This window comes from Pseudoduganella rhizocola, assembly GCF_045984285.3.
In the GTDB taxonomy this organism is placed as follows: Bacteria; Pseudomonadota; Gammaproteobacteria; order Burkholderiales; family Burkholderiaceae_D; genus Rugamonas.
Window position 1 is genome coordinate 139,047 of the sequence record NZ_JBJQIK030000001.1, and the last position, 17,933, is coordinate 156,979.

At 62.1% G+C, this 17,933-nt stretch carries 13 protein-coding genes; 7 read left to right on the plus strand and 6 right to left on the minus strand.

The features are described 5' to 3' along the window. Positions 1-7 precede the first annotated feature (7 nt). From ACJRPG_RS00675 to ACJRPG_RS00690, 4 genes are all read left to right on the plus strand, one after another. Positions 8-1,582 carry a sigma-54-dependent transcriptional regulator gene (locus ACJRPG_RS00675; RefSeq protein ID WP_407998110.1) on the plus strand — a complete coding sequence of 525 codons (1,575 nt, stop codon included), beginning with the start codon at positions 8-10 and terminating at the stop codon, positions 1,580-1,582. Positions 1,583-1,967: 385 nt separating this feature from the next. Continuing rightward, a complete protein-coding gene (locus ACJRPG_RS00680; protein WP_407998111.1) occupies positions 1,968-4,907 on the plus strand; it encodes a ribonucleoside-diphosphate reductase subunit alpha in 2,940 nt (979 codons plus the stop codon). A gap of 54 nt (positions 4,908-4,961) precedes the next feature. After that, positions 4,962-6,074 (plus strand): ribonucleotide-diphosphate reductase subunit beta, encoded by a 1,113-nt coding sequence (locus ACJRPG_RS00685; RefSeq protein ID WP_407998112.1) that lies wholly within the window; start codon positions 4,962-4,964, stop codon positions 6,072-6,074. A gap of 64 nt (positions 6,075-6,138) precedes the next feature. Beyond that, complete coding sequence (locus tag ACJRPG_RS00690; RefSeq protein ID WP_407998113.1) at positions 6,139-7,884, plus strand: caspase family protein; 1,746 nt, start codon at positions 6,139-6,141, stop codon at positions 7,882-7,884. A gap of 15 nt (positions 7,885-7,899) precedes the next feature. Here ACJRPG_RS00690 and ACJRPG_RS00695 read toward each other — a convergent pair whose 3' ends face one another. From ACJRPG_RS00695 to ACJRPG_RS00710, 4 genes are all read right to left on the minus strand, one after another. Then, positions 7,900-9,192: a sensor histidine kinase gene (locus ACJRPG_RS00695; RefSeq protein WP_407998114.1), complete on the minus strand. Its 1,293-nt coding sequence runs from the start codon at positions 9,190-9,192 to the stop codon at positions 7,900-7,902. Continuing rightward, positions 9,185-9,880, minus strand: a complete 696-nt coding sequence (locus tag ACJRPG_RS00700) for a response regulator transcription factor (RefSeq protein WP_407998115.1) — start codon at positions 9,878-9,880, stop codon at positions 9,185-9,187. The genes ACJRPG_RS00695 and ACJRPG_RS00700 overlap by 8 nt, the downstream gene beginning before the upstream one ends. A gap of 19 nt (positions 9,881-9,899) precedes the next feature. Then, a complete protein-coding gene (locus ACJRPG_RS00705; RefSeq protein WP_407998116.1) occupies positions 9,900-10,691 on the minus strand; it encodes a MipA/OmpV family protein in 792 nt (263 codons plus the stop codon). 96 nt (positions 10,692-10,787) lie between these two features. Further along, positions 10,788-11,921, minus strand: a complete 1,134-nt coding sequence (locus ACJRPG_RS00710) for a fumarylacetoacetate hydrolase family protein (RefSeq protein WP_407998117.1) — start codon at positions 11,919-11,921, stop codon at positions 10,788-10,790. 80 nt (positions 11,922-12,001) lie between these two features. On the opposite strand from ACJRPG_RS00710, the gene pip reads away from it, so the two are divergent. From pip to ACJRPG_RS00725, 3 genes are all read left to right on the plus strand, one after another. Beyond that, the gene (gene pip, locus ACJRPG_RS00715; protein ID WP_407998118.1) at positions 12,002-12,952 is read left to right on the plus strand and encodes a prolyl aminopeptidase; all 951 of its coding nucleotides are present in this window, start codon (positions 12,002-12,004) and stop codon (positions 12,950-12,952) included. A gap of 750 nt (positions 12,953-13,702) precedes the next feature. Continuing rightward, the gene (locus ACJRPG_RS00720) at positions 13,703-14,599 is read left to right on the plus strand and encodes a transcriptional regulator (RefSeq protein ID WP_407998119.1); all 897 of its coding nucleotides are present in this window, start codon (positions 13,703-13,705) and stop codon (positions 14,597-14,599) included. A gap of 73 nt (positions 14,600-14,672) precedes the next feature. Beyond that, a complete protein-coding gene (locus tag ACJRPG_RS00725; RefSeq protein ID WP_407998120.1) occupies positions 14,673-15,206 on the plus strand; it encodes a YggT family protein in 534 nt (177 codons plus the stop codon). An 89-nt stretch (positions 15,207-15,295) separates the two neighbouring features. Here ACJRPG_RS00725 and ACJRPG_RS00730 read toward each other — a convergent pair whose 3' ends face one another. Beyond that, positions 15,296-16,234 carry a carbohydrate kinase family protein gene (locus ACJRPG_RS00730; protein WP_407998121.1) on the minus strand — a complete coding sequence of 313 codons (939 nt, stop codon included), beginning with the start codon at positions 16,232-16,234 and terminating at the stop codon, positions 15,296-15,298. Positions 16,235-16,243: 9 nt separating this feature from the next. Next, the gene (locus ACJRPG_RS00735) at positions 16,244-17,920 is read right to left on the minus strand and encodes a DUF3426 domain-containing protein (protein ID WP_407998122.1); all 1,677 of its coding nucleotides are present in this window, start codon (positions 17,918-17,920) and stop codon (positions 16,244-16,246) included. Positions 17,921-17,933: the final 13 nt, after the last annotated feature.

Sequence of the window (17,933 nt, forward strand, 5' to 3'; positions counted from 1 at the left end):
TATATATATGAGTTCTCCCCGCGTTCTGGTAGTGGATGATGAAGCCGACCTGCGTGAGCTGCTGGAAATCACGCTGCTCAAGATGGGCCTCGACGTGGACAGCGCCGAAACCCTGGCGCAGGCGCGCAGCTTCTTCGCTGGCGGCGACTACCAGCTGGTGCTGACGGATATGCGCCTGCCCGACGGCCTTGGCCTGGAGCTGGTGCGCGAGGTGGCGGCCAGCGGCCGCAATACGCCGATTGCGGTGGTGACGGCTTTCGGCAGCGCGGATAACGCGGTGGTGGCGCTGAAGGCCGGGGCTTTCGACTACGTGAGCAAGCCGGTGCAGCTGGACCAGCTGCGGGTGATGGTGCAGTCGGCGCTCAAGCTGAACGCGGCGGAGGCGCCGTCCGCCCCGCGCAGCGAACCGGTGGACAGCCGCCTCAAGGGCCAGTCGGCCTCCATGCAGGCGCTGCGTGCGCAGATTGCCCGGCTGGCGCGTTCGATGGCGCCCATCTCCATTACCGGCGAGTCGGGCAGCGGCAAGGAAGTGGCGGCGCGCGAAATCCATGCTCAGAGTTCGCGCGCGGACAAGCCCTTTATCGCCGTGAACTGCGGCGCCATTCCGGAAGCGCTGATGGAGGCCGAGTTCTTCGGCTACCGCAAGGGTGCCTTCACCGGGGCGGCCGATGAGCGCGACGGTTTCTTCCAGGCGGCCAACGGCGGCACCCTGATGCTGGATGAGGTGGCGGACCTGCCGCTGGCCATGCAGGTGAAACTGCTGCGCGCCATCCAGGAGCGCCGCGTGCGCAAGATCGGCGCCACTGCCGAGGAACCGGTGGATGTGCGCATCATCAGCGCCACGCACCAGGACCTGGCGCGCTGCGTGGAGCAGGGCAAGTTCCGGCAGGATCTGTTCTATCGGCTGAATGTGATCGAGCTGTCGCTGCCGCCCTTGCGCGAGCGGCTGGACGATTTGCCCGTGCTGACCGGTGCCATTCTTGAGCGCCTTGCCCGTGGCGGCGAAAAGCCGGTGCTGGGGCCGGGCGTGCTGGAACAGCTGTCCTGCTACAGCTTCCCCGGCAATGTGCGGGAGCTGGAGAATGTGCTGGAGAGGGCGCTGGCGTTCTCGAACGATGGGGTGATCGAGGCGGCCGACCTGTCCTTGAAAGGGGCGCAGCTTGCAACGCAGGCGCCCGCGCCACAAACCGCCGCTGCATCGGCGCCCGCCGCCGAAGCGCTGACCTCCGCTTCGCTGGCCGCCGCCGCATTGGCCCCGGCGGCTGCGCCCATGGCGGCAGCCCCCGCGCCCGGGCCGGTGGACGCAACGCCACAGGCATACGGCAGCCCGGGCGCTGCGCATGCCGCACCGGCGACGGAGCCGCGCCCGGACGGCGGCACGCGCATGCCGCCGCTGCCGGACCTCAGCATCCTGCCGGACGACCTGCCGGCCTACCTGGAAATGGTCGAGCGCGAGATCATCCAGCGCGCCCTGGTGCAGACCCAGTACAACCGCACCCAAGCCGCCCAGCTGCTCGGCATCAGCTTCCGCCAGCTGCGTTACCAAATGCAGAAACTGAACATCTCGGCCCCCAATTCCTGAACTCACACGTCCGCGCCGCATCGACTATAATGCCGCTCCGCCGCGCGGACCCCACCGCATTGCTGTGGCGAAATCGCCAATTCCGGCGCTTCGCGAGACCACTGTTGCCCAAGAAAACGGCAAGTAAAAAACCAGTGTTAGCGCTTGCTAACGGGAAGCGCCTAGCGCTTTCGGGGGGTCTCAAAAGTCAATAAAAAAATTGGCTAAAAATCTAAATTTTTTTACGGTGAAGTCCTTGTCACCTCTGAAGTGCGTCACTACAATTAGTGGATCACTTTGAGCTTCGCACTAAATCTAGTGGTCTTAGTGGCTTTACACTACAAGTTGCTTTTTTACAATAAGAGCACAAACTCCAACCTTCGCATGCTGTTCTCAGGGAGCTGAAATGCAATCTACTCAAGACATGACCATCAATCCAGCGGCGCCGCTAGCGGGCGCAGCAGGCGTGCCTGCCGGCGGCCTGACGACGCCGGCCAGCGCGCTGGGCGACTACCGCATCATCCGCCGTAACGGCGCCGTAGTTGCGTTCGAACCGTCGAAGATCCAGGTCGCGATGACCAAGGCCTTCCTCGCTGTGAATGGTGGTCAGGGTGCCGCTTCCGCGCGCATCCGTGAACTGGTAGAACAGCTCACTAATAGTGTGGTCACGGCGCTGGTGCGCCGCCAGCCGTCCGGCGGCACCTTCCATATCGAAGACGTGCAGGACCAGGTGGAGCTGGCCCTGATGCGCTCCGGCGAACATGATGTGGCCCGCGCCTACGTGCTGTACCGCGCCAAGCATATGGAAGAACGCCGCCTGAAAAAGGAAGCGCAGGGCGCCGGCGCCATCGCCGAACCGCAGCTGCATGTGACCGAGAACGGCGCGCGCCGTCCGCTGAACATGCAGGAAGTGCGTGACCTGATCAACGCCGCCTGCTCCGGCCTGGAAAAACACGTCGATGCCGACGCCATCCTGGCCGAAACCGTGAAGAACCTGTACGACGGCGTGCCGGTCGAGGAACTGCACAAGTCCGCCATCCTGGCTGCCCGCGCGCTGATGGAAAAGGATCCGGCCTACTCGCAAGTGACCGCCCGCATCCTGCTGCACACCATCCGCAAGGAAGTCTTCGAAAAGGAAACGCCGCAAGCGAAGGCGGCTGCCGAGTACGTGGAGTACTTCCCGAAATACATCGCCAAGGGCATCGAGAACGAGCTGCTGAACCCTGAGCTGGCCAAGTTCGACCTGGCCAAGCTGGCCAAGGCCCTGGTGGCCGACCGCGACCTGCAGTTCGGCTACATCGGCCTGCAAACCCTGTACGACCGCTACTTCCTGCACGTGCGCGATGTGCGCATCGAAATGCCGCAGGCTTTCTATATGCGCGTTGCCATGGGCCTGGCGCTGGAAGAAGCCAACCGCGAAGCGCGCGCCATCGAGTTCTACAACCTGCTGTCGACCTTCGACTTCATGTCGTCGACCCCGACCCTGTTCAACTCCGGTACGCTGCGCTCCCAGCTGTCTTCCTGCTACCTGACCACCGTCTCGGACGACCTGGAAGGCATCTACGACGCCATTAAGGAAAACGCACTGCTGGCGAAATTCGCCGGTGGCCTGGGCAATGACTGGACCCCGGTGCGCGCACTGGGCGCCCACATCAAGGGCACCAACGGCAAATCGCAAGGCGTGGTGCCGTTCCTGAAAGTGGTGAACGATACCGCCGTGGCGGTGAACCAGGGCGGCAAGCGCAAGGGCGCGGTCTGCGCCTACCTGGAAACCTGGCACATGGACATCGAGGAGTTCCTCGACCTGCGCAAGAACACCGGCGACGACCGCCGCCGCACCCACGACATGAACACCGCGAACTGGATTCCGGACCTGTTCATGAAGCGCGTGATGGAAAAAGGCGACTGGACCCTGTTCTCGCCATCGGACTGCCCGGACCTGCACGACAAGGTGGGCAAGGCCTTTGAACAGGCTTACCTGGGCTATGAAGCCAAGGCTGCCGCCGGCGAAATCCGCGTATTCAAGAAAGTGGCTGCGCTGGACCTGTGGCGCAAGATGCTGTCCATGCTGTTCGAAACCGGCCACCCATGGATCACCTTCAAGGATCCTTGCAACATCCGTTCGCCGCAGCAGCATGTGGGCGTGGTCCACAGCTCGAACCTGTGCACCGAAATCACGCTGAACACCAATGAGACCGAAATCGCGGTCTGCAACCTCGGTTCCGTCAACCTGCCGGCCCATATGAAAGAGGGCAAGCTGGATCACGTGAAGCTGCAGAAGACCATCCGCACCGCGATGCGCATGCTGGACAACGTGATCGACATTAACTACTACGCCGTGGACAAGGCCCGCAATGCGAACATGCGCCACCGTCCGGTGGGCCTGGGCATCATGGGCTTCCAGGACTGCCTGCACATGATGCGCGTGCCATACGCTTCGCAGGAAGCGGTGAACTTCGCCGATACCTCGATGGAAGCGGTGTGCTACTACGCCTACCTGTCCTCCACCGAGCTGGCGGAAGAGCGCGGCCAGTACGAGTCCTACAAAGGCTCGCTGTGGGACCGCGGCATCCTGCCGCAGGACTCCGTCAAGCTGCTGGCCGAAGAGCGCGGCGGCTACCTGGAGCAGGACATGTCGTCCTCGATGGACTGGACCCCGGTGCGCGAGCGCATCAAGCAGTTCGGCATGCGTAACTCGAACTGCGTGGCGATCGCTCCGACCGCGACCATTTCGAACATCATCGGCGTGTCGGCCTGTATCGAACCGACCTTCCAGAACCTGTATGTGAAGTCCAACCTGTCGGGCGAGTTCACCGAAATCAACGCCTACCTGGTGCGCGACCTGAAAGCGCGCGGCCTGTGGGACGAAGTGATGATCGCCGACCTGAAATACTTCGACGGCTCCCTGTCCAAGATCGACCGCACCCCGCAAGACCTGCGCGACATCTACGCAACGGCCTTCGAAGTGTCGCCAAGCTGGCTGGTGGAAGCTGCTTCCCGCCGCCAGAAGTGGATCGACCAGGCGCAGTCGCTGAACATCTACATGGCCGGCGCATCGGGCAAGAAACTGGACGAGACCTACAAGCTGGCATGGCTGCGCGGCCTGAAAACCACCTACTACCTGCGCACCATCGCAGCGACGCACATGGAGAAATCGACCTCCAAGACCGGCGCGCTGAACGCTGTGCCGGTGGATGGCGGCCTGTCCGCCGCTGCGTCGGCAGCTTCCTCGACCGCCGTGCCAACGGCCGCCGCACCGACCACGGTGCAAGAGATCCAGGAAGGCGCCGCCTGCTACCTGCGTCCGGGCGACCCAGGCTTCGAAGAGTGCGAAGCCTGCCAGTAAATAAACGACGCCGCCCTTCGGGGCGGCTTTTGACCCCTTAAGAGGAAAAAGAAGATGCTGTCTTGGGACGATGAAACCGCGGCCGCGCCGCGCCAACCACAGATGCCAGCTGCCGCCGCCGAAGGCGAATCCACTGCCGAGCAGGTCGCGCTGCGCGTGAATGCCGATGACAAGCGCGTCATCAACGGCCAGACCGACGTCAACCAGCTGGTGCCGTTCAAGTACAAATGGGCCTGGGACAAATACCTGGCCGGCTGCGCCAACCACTGGATGCCGCAGGAAGTGAACATGCAGCGCGACATCGAGCTGTGGAAGAACCCGAACGGCCTGTCCGAAGACGAGCGCCGCCTGGTGAAGCGCAACCTGGGCTTCTTCGTCACCGCCGACTCGCTGGCCGCCAACAACATCGTGCTGGGCACCTACCGCCACATCACGGCGCCGGAATGCCGCCAGTACCTGCTGCGCCAGGCCTTCGAGGAAGCGATCCACACCCACGCCTACCAGTACATCGTGGAGTCGCTCGGTCTGGACGAGCAGGAGATATTCAACGCCTATAACGAAGTGAAGTCGATCCGCGACAAGGACCAGTTCCTGATCCCGTTCATCAACACGCTGACCGACCCGGCCTTCACCACCGGCACCATCGAAAACGACCAGAAACTGCTGAAGTCCCTGATCGTGTTCGCCTGCCTGATGGAAGGTCTGTTCTTCTACGTGGGCTTCACCCAGATCCTGGCGCTGGGCCGCCAGAACAAGATGATGGGCGCCGCCGAGCAGTACCAGTACATCCTGCGCGACGAGTCGATGCACTGCAACTTCGGCATTGACCTGATCAACACCATCAAGCTGGAAAACCCGCAGCTGTGGACCGCCGCCTTCAAGGAAGAGATCAAGGCGCTGTTCCTGGAAGCCGTGGAACTGGAATACCGCTATGCGGAAGACACCATGCCACGCGGCGTGCTGGGCCTGAACGCCACCATGTTCAAGGGCTACCTGCGCTTCATCGCCAACCGCCGCGCGGTGCAGATCGGCCTGGAGCAGCTGTTCGACCAGGACGAGAATCCATTCCCATGGATGAGCGAAATGATCGACCTGAAGAAAGAACGTAACTTCTTCGAGACCCGCGTCACCGAATACCAGACGGGCGGCGCGCTGAACTGGGACTAAAAACCTAGCAAGCCACAAACGAATGTTTGTGGCTTTTTTTTGAGCACAACGTTTTTGAATACGTATGCAAGACTTAAGATTCTTGTATAAAACCCGATACGAAAAAAGCCGAGCTCTAGTTATCGGTATCAATAGATATAAAAACGCGAGTCCACTCTCATTTGCGGTGAATGACGCGGAAGCTGTCAGAGACGCGTTGGTTGAGCACTTGTCTTTCGACTTGGAAGACATTGTCTTGCTAACTGACACCGCAGCAACTAAGGCAAATATTCTGAAAACGTATCTCGACCTAGCCGATGCTCATGTTGGACTAGATGATCGAGTGATTGTTTTCTTTGCAGGCCATGGACATACGCGCACGGGTATTCGTGGCGAAATAGGCTTTTTGGTCCCCTATGATGCCGACCTGGGGGATATGTCCACATTCATCCGATGGGATGAACTTACCCGGAACGCAGAGCTTATCCGAGCGAAACACATACTTTTTATCATGGATGCGTGCTACGGTGGCCTAGCGCTAACTCGAGCTGCAAAGGCGGGAACCGCCCGCTTTTTGAATGATATGCTGCACCGTACCGCGCGCCAAGTCCTCACTGCAGGAAAGGCTGACGAAGTTGTCGCTGATTCCGGAGGGCCTTTACCTGATCATTCGGTATTCACAGGCCATCTTCTGGAAGGTTTAGGCGGAAAAGCGGCCACTCCTGATGGCATTATCACCGCAAGTTCCTTAATGTCATACGTATACAACAAAGTATCGTCAGACAAAAACTCTCATCAAACACCGCACTATGGTTACTTTGAGGGCGACGGCGATATGATCTTGCTGGCGCCAGACCAGCAATACAGCGCAGCAGAGGGGACAGTAGTATTGGATCGCCTCGTAACCATACCTTATGCAGACATAGGGGAAGAATTAACTTCCACCTCAGCAAAGTTAAATCGTGCAAAAAAGTTGTTGGCCTCGGAAACCGGTGCGATCCAACTTCACGATATGTTGATCGAGGAAGTACGCAAGTACCTAGCCGCGACTACCGACGAAGAATTCGCACTTAATGACGCATATGCAGAAGAAGAATTGCTGTCTAGATTGGACCACTATGAGTCGGCGGTGAAGGATATCAGTATTACGCTAGCCTGTACGGCTTACTGGGGCAAGTCTAGTCACATCACAACTTTGCAAAAGTGTTTGGCGCGTGCGACCGACCGTTTCAGTGCCGGATCAGGCACGCAATTTTGGCTCGCGTTACGGTTTTATCCATTGATTCAGATGCTGTATGCAACAGGCATAGCAGCCGTAGATGGAAACAACTATTTGTCGTTAGCTGCGATCTTCAATGCGCCGGCAATCGAGGCAAACCATAGCGGAAAAACGGTAGGGTTGGGGGCGTTCGCGGCAGATGCGATCTTGTCACTCAACCGAGCCAACGTATTTGAGCAAGTTCCCGGGCACGAGAGAAATTACACTCCATTGAGTGAGTATCTCTTTAAGAGATTGCAACCGCTTTTAGATGACGCTTTCTTCTTAGGCCAGAGCTATGAGTCTTCGTTTGATCGATTCGAGATCATGTTTGCATTGGTTACGGTAGATGCTAGGTTGGTCGCTGACGATGGGGTGTGGGCTCCAATTGGTCGATTTGGATGGAAGTCTCGGAGACATACTTCGCCAGTTGCAGAAATCGTGAACGAATTTACGGCACAGAAAGAGGATTGGCCTCCATTACGCGCTGGGTTATTTGGCGGGAGCTATGAGCGTGCGGCCACCGCATTCACCGAATTTCAAGCCTTTATCGCACGGCTACGGTGGCATTGATTTTATCTGTGCTTTCTATGGCAGTGAGGGGAAAAACATCTCTACGAGCGTGCCCTGAGCGGGATTAGATGAGATCTTCAAGGTCCAGCCGAAGCGTTCGCAGATGCGGCGGGTGAGGAAGAGGCCGAGGCCCTGGCCGCCGCGGGATGGGTTGCGCAGGGCTTGGGTGTAGCGGCGGGCGGCGGCGACGGTGTCGAAGCCGGGGCCATGGTCCTGGATGCTGAGGCATCCGTTGGCCAGTTTGACTTCGATATCGCCGTCGTAGCTGTTCTCGGCGGCGTTGCGCAGCAGGTTGCCGACCACGATGCGCAGGAGGGCTTCCGGACTGTTGACCCAGAGCGGCTGCAGTTCGCCCACCACAAATTTGGCCGGTTTCCCGTCCAGCAGGTGCTCGTGATCCTCGACCAGTATCGCCACCAGGGCATCGAGCCGGGTGGTTTCAACGGCTACCTTGCCGTCTTCGCGCGAAAGGAAGAGCAGGGCCGACATGATCTCAGTCAGCTGCCTGGTGGTGGATTCGATGCGTTCCAGCGGCGCATTGGCGGCCGGCGGCAGGTCGTAGAGCTTCAGCAGGTCGACGGCGCCTGAGATGACCGCGATGGGCGTGCGGAACTCGTGGCTGGCCTGGTCGAGCAGGCTGCGCTCCCTTTCGATGAAGCGTTCCACGCGGCCGAGGTGGCGGTTCACCAGCACGGCAATGTAATCCAGCTCGCGCAGCGCGAAATCGGTTGGCAGGCGCTGCGCCGGCTGGGCGGGGTCGAGTTCGTCCATCCGCTGCGCCAACTGCTGGATGGGGCGCCGCATGCTGCGGTAGAGCCAGAGGATGGAAGCGACACTTATCAGGGCGCTCAGCAGGGCGACGTAGGCGCTGATCCGGGCACTCATGTTCTGGAAGTCCTCCAGGTCCGAAATGTCCATCGCCATGACTACCCGCCCGCTGCCGGCTGTGGATACAAGCACCGCGTAGCTCTGCTCCAGCTCGTACTCATCCATCATCTCTTCGTCATAGTAGCCGGGAGCCAGCGCCGCAAACTGGCGCGGCATGCCCGGCGGGAGCTCGCCGCCGTGCAGGTACCAGCCGCGCACGCGGCCTTCGGAAGGCAGGGGCTTGCCGGGGACCGGCTGGCCGTGGCTGAGGTACTGGGCCATGCTCGTTCTCAGAAGGTCTTCCCAGATCGGATGGGTGATCAGGTGCTGGCTCAGCTTGCCCTGGACCGTGAGCACGGCCGTCAGCAAGATGCCTGACAGGATGAACAGGGCGCTGATCTTGTACTGCAGGCTGCGCGTGCGGAAGGGGCGTTTATTCATCGGAGGCGCAGAGGCGGTAGCCGCTGCCGGCAATAGTCTTGATCAGTTTGCGCGCGGAGTTGCCGTCCACCGACTTGCGCAGCATGTGCATGTGGGAGCGCAGCACGTCGTTGTCGGGTACATCGTCCTGCCAGATCAGGGTTTCCAGTTCTTCGCGGCGCACGAGGGCGGGTGATTTCCGCATCAGCAGTTCCAGCAGCTGGCGCCGGACCGGCGTCATGGCCAGGCGCTTGCCGGCGCGGGTGACTTCCAGCGTGCCGAGGTCGAAGCGCAGGTCGTCCACCTGCAGCACCGGGGCGCTGGCCTGAGCGCCGCGCGCCCGCTGCGCCAGCACGCGCAGGCGGATTTCCAGTTCCGGGAGGGCCACCGGTTTGACGATATAGTCGTCCGCGCCGGTCTCGAAGCCCTGGAGCTTGTTCTCCAACTGGTCCTTCGCAGTGACCACGATGACCGGGATAGTGGACTTCAGGGCGCGCAGGCGCGCCAGCATCGCCATGCCGTCCATGCGCGGCATCATCCAGTCCAGCACCACCACATCGTACTGGTTGATGGCCAACAGGCTGAGGCCGGACTCGCCATCGGGGGCTGCGTCGGGATGGTGGCCGCAGGCCTCCAGGTAGTCGTAGATATTCGCGGCCAGGGCCGCGTTATCTTCGATAATGAGGACGTTGAGTGCCTGCGTGATCATGGAGCTAGTATCGCACCAATCAGAAGCCGCGGGAGACTCCGAAGAAGGCCGAGACGCTGCCATTCTTGTCCTTTTCCACCAGCGGACTGTCGGACATTTTGGACGGCAGCTTCTTGTACGACACGCCGCCGATGAACATCCAGCGCCCCGCAAAGGGCCGCATCACATCCACCCCGACGCGAGGCACGGCTGCGCTGCCGGGCTGGTAGCTCACCACGCCGCGCGCCACTTCTTCGGGCAGGGTGCCGTAGTAGTAGTTCGCCAGTTTTTTGGACATGTGCGAGATGCCGACATTGGGCACGATCCGCGCACCGCCCCACTGGAAGGGATAACCGTACTTCAGGCTGGCCTCGTAGCCTTTGCTGGCGCTGGTGACGTCTTGCCTGAGTCCCAGTTCCAGCTGGCCCATGCTGCCGCGCCAGGTGGCGGCCAGGCCGAGGTCCAGGCCATCGTCGCGGTCTTCGAGCAGCGCGCGGTTGATGCCGCGTTCGGCCAGTTCGCGGGTGCCGAAATCCTTGCGGTCGATGCCGTCCATGCGGCCCGACAGGGTGGCGTCGAGGGACAGGCCGTCCTGTTGCAGCAGATGGACGCCGCCGCCGATGCCGCGCCAGAAGAAACGCTCCCCTTCATAGGTGAGCAGGGGGACGGGTTTGACGCGGGTGCCTTCGCCCGCATAGACACTGTCGGAGACGGCGGCGCCGAGACCGAAGGCCCAGCGCGGCTTCTGGGCCGGTGAGGAGGCTGGGGACTGGGCGGCGGCGGCACCGCAGGCGAGGGACAGGATGGTGAGGGTGAATAAGGAAGACTTCATGAGAGTACCTGGGCAAGTTATAGGGGCAGGCGGCCACATTGCCGCCTGCAGGGCGAACTATGAAGCAAGCATGTCGTTGGAATGTCGCTGGCCTGCTCATTTGCCGGCATGCGCCGTCGGCACGACGGTGGTGTGGATGGCGCCCAGGTAGTTGCTCGTATAGCGCACCTCATTGCCGGGCTGGAGATAGATGCCGCGCGCGATCTCGCCCGCCACATAGCTGTCGATCACGGCGAGCTGCCCGGACCTGTACTTCTCCGCCATCAGCTTCCCGACGAGGGCTGCATCCGGCTGCTGGAAGATGACGCCATCGCCGGTGCCGGTGAGGATGGCGCTGCCGGTGCCGATGGCGGCACGGTTCACCATGGGGATACGGCCGCCCGCGTAGGGCCAGGTGCGGGTGCCGGCCTCGTCCAGGGTTTCCCTGACGATGGTGCGCAGGTCCTTCAGCATGTCGCGTGCGTGCGCCTGCTGCCGGCGGCGGCCGTCCACCCAGGTTTCGATGGTGAGCTCCCTGAGGAATGCCTGCCAGTCGCGCGGCACCACCAGCAGGGGACCGGCGGGGAAGCGGTCACGCCCGCTCTTTGCATCGGGGAAGCCGTCGCCCGATGTGAGGTTCCTGAGGTTGATGTTCCGGACCAGGGTGGCCCGGTCGGTGAAATCGCCGCACAGGAAAAAGCCCTTGCGGGCCTGTTCGAAGTCGGACAGGGAACGCAGCTCGCGGTCGAAGCGGGCGCAGACTTCCACTTCATAGTCGAGCATCATGCCCGGTCCGGCGGCGATGGCGGAACGCGGACCCGTGGCCTGCGACAGTTTCGGGAACAGGAAGGCCTCCTCCATGCCGACTTCCGTGCCGTGCGCAGGGTAGTTGGTGCCCGCGGCGATGTGCGCTAGCCCGCGCGGTCCCATGCCGAGCAGGCGGCTGGCCGGGTAGCTCTGCGCATACTGCGCGCCGCGCGCGAGCGCATCGAGGGTGGCCGGGTCGAAGCGGCTGATGACGTCGAAGGCATCGGCGCTGTAGAGGCCACTCAGTTCGCTCAGGTCGATGGCCTGCACCCGGTCTTCGGAGAGCGCGAGCACCAGCAGGGTGGCCGCATTGTCCCCCTGGCGGACCTGGGCGAAGGTGTGGGCCATGTCGATGGGAGCGAGGGCGCCGGCGGCGGCATGTGAAGTGAATGCGGCGGCCAGCGCAAGGCAGAGGGCGGGGAGAAAGTTTCGGTGAAAGGGCATGATGAGCTCCGGAAGTGAAAGACCCGGCATCGTAGCGATGGCATGTCATGCGATTGTCGTCCCCTCTCTATAATAGATGGATGACTGAACGCACCGAACTGTTCCCGCCGCTGGCGGCATCCCGCACCGGCTTCCTGCCGGTGGACGGCCTGCACATCCTGTACTGGGAGGAGGCGGGCAAGCCGGATGGCCTGCCGGTGGTCGTGCTGCACGGCGGACCGGGCGCCAACTCTTCGCCGCTGTGGCGGCAGTTCTTCGATCCCGCCTTCTACCGCGTGATCCAGTTCGACCAGCGCGGCTGCGGGCAGTCGCAGCCCACCGGCGAGCTGCGCGACAACACGACCGCCCACCTGGTCGCCGACATCGAAGCCCTGCGCCGCCACCTCGGCATCGAACGCTGGCTGGTGTTCGGCGGCTCCTGGGGTTCGACGCTGGCGCTGGCTTACGGGCAGGCCTACCCCCGGCAATGCCTCGGCTTTATCCTGCGCAGCATCTTCCTCTGCTCGGCCGAAGAGATAGCGTGGTACTTCGAGAACGGCCGCAAGTTTCACCCCGACCTCTATGCGGGGATGGCGGGCCTGCTGCCGCCGGAAGAGCGCGGCGACCTGCCCGCTGCGTACATGCGCCGCTTGGTGCACGGCGAACGTGCGGCGGCGATTCCCTTCGCCCAGGCCTGGGCAAACTTCGAATGCGCGCGGGCAAGCATCGCGGGCGGCGCGCCGCCGCTGCCCGACGACTTCGCGTGGACGCTGGCGCGTATCGAGGCGTGGTACTTCAGCCGCCATGGCTTCCTCGCGCCGGGTGCGCTGCTCGCCAATATGTCCCGCCTTGCCGGACTGCCGGCGGTCATCGTGCATGGAAGGCTGGACATGCTGTGCGCGCCACTGACCGCCTTCCAGGTGGCGGGCCATTACCCCGGCGCGCGGCTTCACATCATTCCCGACGGTGGACATACGGCCTTCGATCCATCGATGCGCGTCGCTTTGCTGCGTGCGGCAGATCAATTCCGGCGCAATCAGCGTTTTGATTGAGGACTTCAGTGCTTTGTTGTCTCTTTATGGCGACGGAGCTGAACGTGCGCTGCGCGCAGTCCGCCTGCGTTCATCGCATTGCCGCGTCGCTTTGCATACGCCCTTTAGATAAAGGCGCTATGCGAAGCATGACAAAACGGTGAATGCGAAAATCGAGGCTTCAGAGTGCTCCGCCGGGTACTTTGCGGGCTCGCTTATGTGCGCTGGTTCGCTGATCATGCAAAAAAAAGAGTAAGAAAATGATGCGTGCCCGTTGCGCAGTTGTAAGGTTTTCGTGTACTTTACGAACTTGAAAACGCGTGAATTTGCAAGCGCTCTTTTTTTGAGTGTGTTGTTACCGCAAAAAACGAACAAAAAATAGGACACAAGCTCGCACACATATGCTTAAGACCACACCGTATTCCGGCTGAACCGCCTCGCCTGACCCGTATCAGGCCGGGCGGTTTTTTCTTTGCGCCGATGTGACGTGATGTGGCAGTGGTTCCTGTCGACCGGAGCTGAGTACACGCCCTCGACCCGCCGCTATCTCTATATATATTCCCAGCCGCGGCTGCCAGCATCATCGCTGGAGCGGCGGTCAAGATGGCTGAAGTGCTGCAAAAGTGAGGAGTTGCAGCAGTTCAGCCGGTACCGAATTCATTAGCGCAAACATCGCTTTGCTTGTGCCGATGAATAATTCGCCCGGCGTCTTCGCGAAGGCCCGGACGGGTTTCAACTTATGTAAATCATCCGGATGAAGGAGAATTAAACATGGCAACTGCAGCAAAAAAACCAGCAGCCAAGGCTGCTACCAAGACCGCCGCTAAACCAGCAGCCAAGAAAGCAGCAGCTAAACCAGCAGCCAAGAAAGCTGCCGCTAAGCCAGCAGCTAAACCAGCCGCCAAGAAAGCAGCCGCCAAGCCAGTCGCTAAAAAGGCAGCAGCAAAGCCAGTAGCGAAAAAAGCAGCCGCCAAGCCAGCAGCGAAGAAGACCGTCGCCAAGGCAGCAGCCAAGCCAGCAGCAAAAAAAGTCGCAGCGAAAAAGCCAGTAGCGAAAAAAGCAGCAGCTAAACCAGCAGCCAAGCCAGCAGCAAAGAAAGTCGCTGCTAAAAAGCCGGCCGCTAAAAAAGTCGCCGCTAAAAAGCCGGTAGCTAAAAAAGCTGCAGCTAAGCCAGCAGCGAAAAAGACCGTAGCTAAAGCTGCTGCCAAGCCAGCCGCCAAGAAGCCAGCTGCGAAAAAAGCCGCTGCCAAGCCAGCTGCTAAAAAGCCAGCCGCCAAGAAAGCTGCTGCCAAGCCAGCTGCCAAGAAAGTAGCTGCCAAGAAGCCTGCTGCGAAGAAGGCCGCTGCTAAACCAGCCGCCAAGCCTGCTGCGAAAGCCGCTGCCAAGCCAGCTGCCAAGCCTGCCGCGAAGAAGCCAGCTGCCAAGAAAGCCGCTGCCAAGCCAGCTGCTAAACCAGCCGCTGCTCCTGCTGCTGCCGCCAAGCCAGCTGCTAAACCAGCACCGAAGAAAGCCGCTCCGAAGAAAGCTGCTGCCAAGCCAGCCGCTAAACCAGCTGCTGCCCCAGCACCAGCTGCCGCTGCTTCGGCTCCAGCCGCTGCACCAGCCGCGAAAACCGTGCTGGCTCCAGCCGCTGCCTGGCCTTTCCCAACCAGCACCCGTCCTTCCTAAGCTCGCGCTGAAGGCCTGATGGGCTGAAAAGCCGCTGTGTGAGACAATCGCACAGCGGCTTTTTTTATGGAGAATGCTCGTGTTTGATATCGTGAGGCTGATCGTCGATACCGTTGCCGGCCTGCTGGGCGGCGTGCTGCTGCTGCGTTTCTGGATGCAGGCGATCCGCGTGCGTCCGCCGTCGAGCGTGGCGCAGTTTACCTTCCAGCTGTCGGACTGGCTGGTGCGTCCGCTGCGCCGTATCGTGCCGGGCGTGGGCGGCTATGACTGGGCGAGCCTGATCGGGGCGCTGCTGGTGGTGCTGCTGGCGACGTCGATCCTGTTCGTGGTGGGCATGCCCGCCGAGATGGTGGGGCTGCTGGCGCTGCGCCGCTTCCTGCAGTGGATTATTTACGGCTTCATGTTCCTGCTGGTGATCGAGGCGGTGTTCAGCTGGATCAACCCGCATGCGCCGCTGGCGCCTTTCGTGCGCGCGCTGAATGAGCCGCTGCTGCGGCCGATCCGCCGCGTGGTGCCGCTGGTGGGGAATCTGGACCTGTCGCTGCTGGTGGCGCTGATCCTGCTGCAAATTGCCAACCTGGTGTTGGACAAACTCTTCCCGTTCTAATGTAGTCGTCCCCGCGCAGGCGGGGACCCAGGAGCTCCGCCAACGAAGCTCACCTGGGTCCCCGCCTGCGCGGGGACGACGGATGCCCCTCAGAAGCGGTAGCCGAAAGCCGCCTCGAAGCGGTCCGCAATCTCTTCCTTCGTCAGCACGTGGTTCTGGGCGCCCTTGTGGGCGATCTTGATCGCGCCCAGCAGGCTGGCCAGGCGGCCGGTGGTTTCCCAGCCCAGTTCATGGGTCAGGCCGTACAGCAGGCCGGCACGGTAGGCGTCGCCGCAGCCGGTCGGGTCCAGCACGGCTTCGGCCTGCACCGCCGGGATGTCGATGCGGGCGCCCTTGGTGTAGATCTCGGAGCCCTTCTCGCCACGCGTGACGATCAGCGCGTCCAGGCGGCCGGCGATATCCGGCAGCGTCAGGCCGGTGCGGTCCATCAGCAGCTCGATTTCATAGTCGTTGGTGGTGACGTAGGTGGCCTTGTTGATGAAATCGATCAGCTGGTCCGGCGTGAACATCGGCATCTGCTGGCCCGGATCGAAGATGAAGGGGATCTTCAGCTTGGACAAGGTGTCGGCGTGCTGCAGCATGCCCAGGTGGCCGTCCGGCGAGATGATGGCGATGCCGGCAGGGCCGGCCTTGGCCACGTCGTTTTCGTGGGCGAAGGACATGGCGCCGGGGTGGAAGGCGTTGATCTGGTTATTGTCCGAGTCGGCCGTCACAAAGCACTGGGCGTTGTAGGCGTCCTTCTTGATCATGATGTTTTCGGTGGAAATGCCCAGCTTCTGGAAGCGTTCCAGGTAGGCTGCGCAGTCCTGGCCCATGACGCCGACGATGCGCGGTTCGCCGCCCAGCAGTTTCAGGTTATAGGCGATGTTGCCGGAGCAGCCGCCGAACTCGGTGCGCATGGTGGGCACCAGGAAGGAGACGTTCACCTTGTGCAGCTGGTCGGCCAGCAGCGTGTCGCCGAAGCGGCCTTCGTACTGCATGATGATGTCGATGGCGAGCGAGCCGCAGATCAGGGAAGTCTTGTTCATGGTGCCTTCTTAAGGATAGAAAATTGCGATGTGGTAGCCGGATGCCTTGACCTGGCTGAGTTCAAAATAGAGCTTGATGGATTGTTCGCTGCGCGGTGCGAAGCCCTTGTCCACGTCGGCCTGGCTGGGCAGGTAGTCGCGCGGCGTGAACACGCGGCGCACCAGCGCCTTGTCGCTGGCGTCGTTCAGCGTGAGTTCGATCGAGGGCCAGCTTTGCGCGCTGCGTGCCTGGTTGCGCAGCACCGTGGCGAAGCTGAAGGTGTTGTCGGCCAGGGTTTGCAGTTCGCCCTGTTCAATGGCCAGCATGTCGATCTGCATCGGCAGGTTGACCTTGCAGCCCAGCGGTTCGCACAGGGCGTTCAGCGTGGGTTTCAGCGCCGGGAAGGCGGCGGCCAGCGGATTGCGGAAGGTGGTGACGCCTTGCGCGACGAGGGCGGCCAGCAGGATCGGGCTGCCGAAGGCCATCACGGCCTTGCTGATGCGGTGCAGGCGCTGGCGGCGGTTGGCGCGCTTGACGAAGCCGGGTTCCTCGGCGCTGCCATCATCTTCCGTGTCCACGGCGGCGGCCGCTGTCGCCGCTGCTGCTGCGCTGCCGGTAGCCGCCAGCGAGGCGCTTTCCGGGGCGGCGCCGATCAGGTCCGCAGCCGCAGCTTCGTCGGCGTTGCGGTTGGCCTCTTCATCCTGCTGGGTATCTGTTTCCTGTTCCTCGCTGGCGGCCGGCACGCCTTCGGCCGGCATAGCCTGCGATTCGTCAACTGACGCGGGAACGTCGGCGCCTTCGACAGGCAGGTCGTCGAAGTGATGGGCTTCATCGAGCGCTGCGGCGACCAGGTGCTCGCGTGCGGTGTCCTGCGCTTGGGGACTGGCCAGCGGATCGGTGAACTCGTCGGGGTCCACAATGAAGTCGAGCGATCCGGCAGGCTCCTCAGCGCTCGGTGCGGCTGCGTCGTCGGGATCGCGCGCTGCGGCCAGCTCTTCATCGACAGGGTGCACTGGCTCTTCGCCGGGCGGCGCTTCGTTATCGGCCGGCGTAACTTCGGGCGACGGCGCGGCAGCAGCCGCTTCGGCTGCTGAGGAAAAGTCGTCGGCGACCGCTTGGCCGTCAGTTGCGGCGATGGATTCGGCTTCTGCCGGAGCGAGCGAATCGGCCTCGGTCGGGGTGGCGGCGTCGACATCAAGAGGCGCGCCGGGCTGCTCATCGGCCATGGCGCTGGCCTCGGCATCCGCGGTGGGGCCTACGTCGGTGTCAGTCGCCGTGAAGGATTCCTCATCGGCTGGGGCAGAGCTTGCGGGTGGGGTATCTTCGTGGTCCGGCATGGCCGGTGCGGATTCGGCGAAGACGTCCTGCTCTACCAGCGGTAGCTCAGCGGCGGCTCCGTCATCGGCGGACGGCATCGCGTCTAGCAGCTGGGAAGTGGCAGGCGCTTCGTCCTGCGAATGCTCTTCGGCCAGCGCACCGGCAACAGTTTCGGGATCGAGATGATGCGGCGGTTCAACCGGCGCGAACGCCACCGGGACCGATGGCATGACAGGGGACGGTTTGGCGGCCGGTTCCACCAGCGCCGCATTACCGTCGAAGACTTCGTTACAGGCGCCGCAGCGGACTATGCCCCCGCGCAATTTCAACTGGTCGTGAGCGACCCGGAAGATCGTATTGCAGTGGGGGCATTTGGTGGCGAGCGCCATCGCGACAGGCGGG

What these genes read in the sequence shown, in the direction of transcription:
- ACJRPG_RS00675 (WP_407998110.1), top strand. Translation starts at nt 8, where the DNA reads ATGAGTTCTCCCCGCGTTCTGGTAGTGGATGATGAAGCCGACCTGCGT.
- ACJRPG_RS00680 (WP_407998111.1), top strand. Translation starts at nt 1,968, where the DNA reads ATGCAATCTACTCAAGACATGACCATCAATCCAGCGGCGCCGCTAGCG.
- ACJRPG_RS00685 (WP_407998112.1), top strand. Translation starts at nt 4,962, where the DNA reads ATGCTGTCTTGGGACGATGAAACCGCGGCCGCGCCGCGCCAACCACAG.
- ACJRPG_RS00690 (WP_407998113.1), top strand. Translation starts at nt 6,139, where the DNA reads ATGCAAGACTTAAGATTCTTGTATAAAACCCGATACGAAAAAAGCCGA.
- ACJRPG_RS00695 (WP_407998114.1), bottom strand. Translation starts at nt 9,192, where the DNA reads ATGAATAAACGCCCCTTCCGCACGCGCAGCCTGCAGTACAAGATCAGC.
- ACJRPG_RS00700 (WP_407998115.1), bottom strand. Translation starts at nt 9,880, where the DNA reads ATGATCACGCAGGCACTCAACGTCCTCATTATCGAAGATAACGCGGCC.
- ACJRPG_RS00705 (WP_407998116.1), bottom strand. Translation starts at nt 10,691, where the DNA reads ATGAAGTCTTCCTTATTCACCCTCACCATCCTGTCCCTCGCCTGCGGT.
- ACJRPG_RS00710 (WP_407998117.1), bottom strand. Translation starts at nt 11,921, where the DNA reads ATGCCCTTTCACCGAAACTTTCTCCCCGCCCTCTGCCTTGCGCTGGCC.
- pip (WP_407998118.1), top strand. Translation starts at nt 12,002, where the DNA reads ATGACTGAACGCACCGAACTGTTCCCGCCGCTGGCGGCATCCCGCACC.
- ACJRPG_RS00720 (WP_407998119.1), top strand. Translation starts at nt 13,703, where the DNA reads ATGGCAACTGCAGCAAAAAAACCAGCAGCCAAGGCTGCTACCAAGACC.
- ACJRPG_RS00725 (WP_407998120.1), top strand. Translation starts at nt 14,673, where the DNA reads ATGCTCGTGTTTGATATCGTGAGGCTGATCGTCGATACCGTTGCCGGC.
- ACJRPG_RS00730 (WP_407998121.1), bottom strand. Translation starts at nt 16,234, where the DNA reads ATGAACAAGACTTCCCTGATCTGCGGCTCGCTCGCCATCGACATCATC.
- ACJRPG_RS00735 (WP_407998122.1), bottom strand. Translation starts at nt 17,920, where the DNA reads ATGGCGCTCGCCACCAAATGCCCCCACTGCAATACGATCTTCCGGGTC.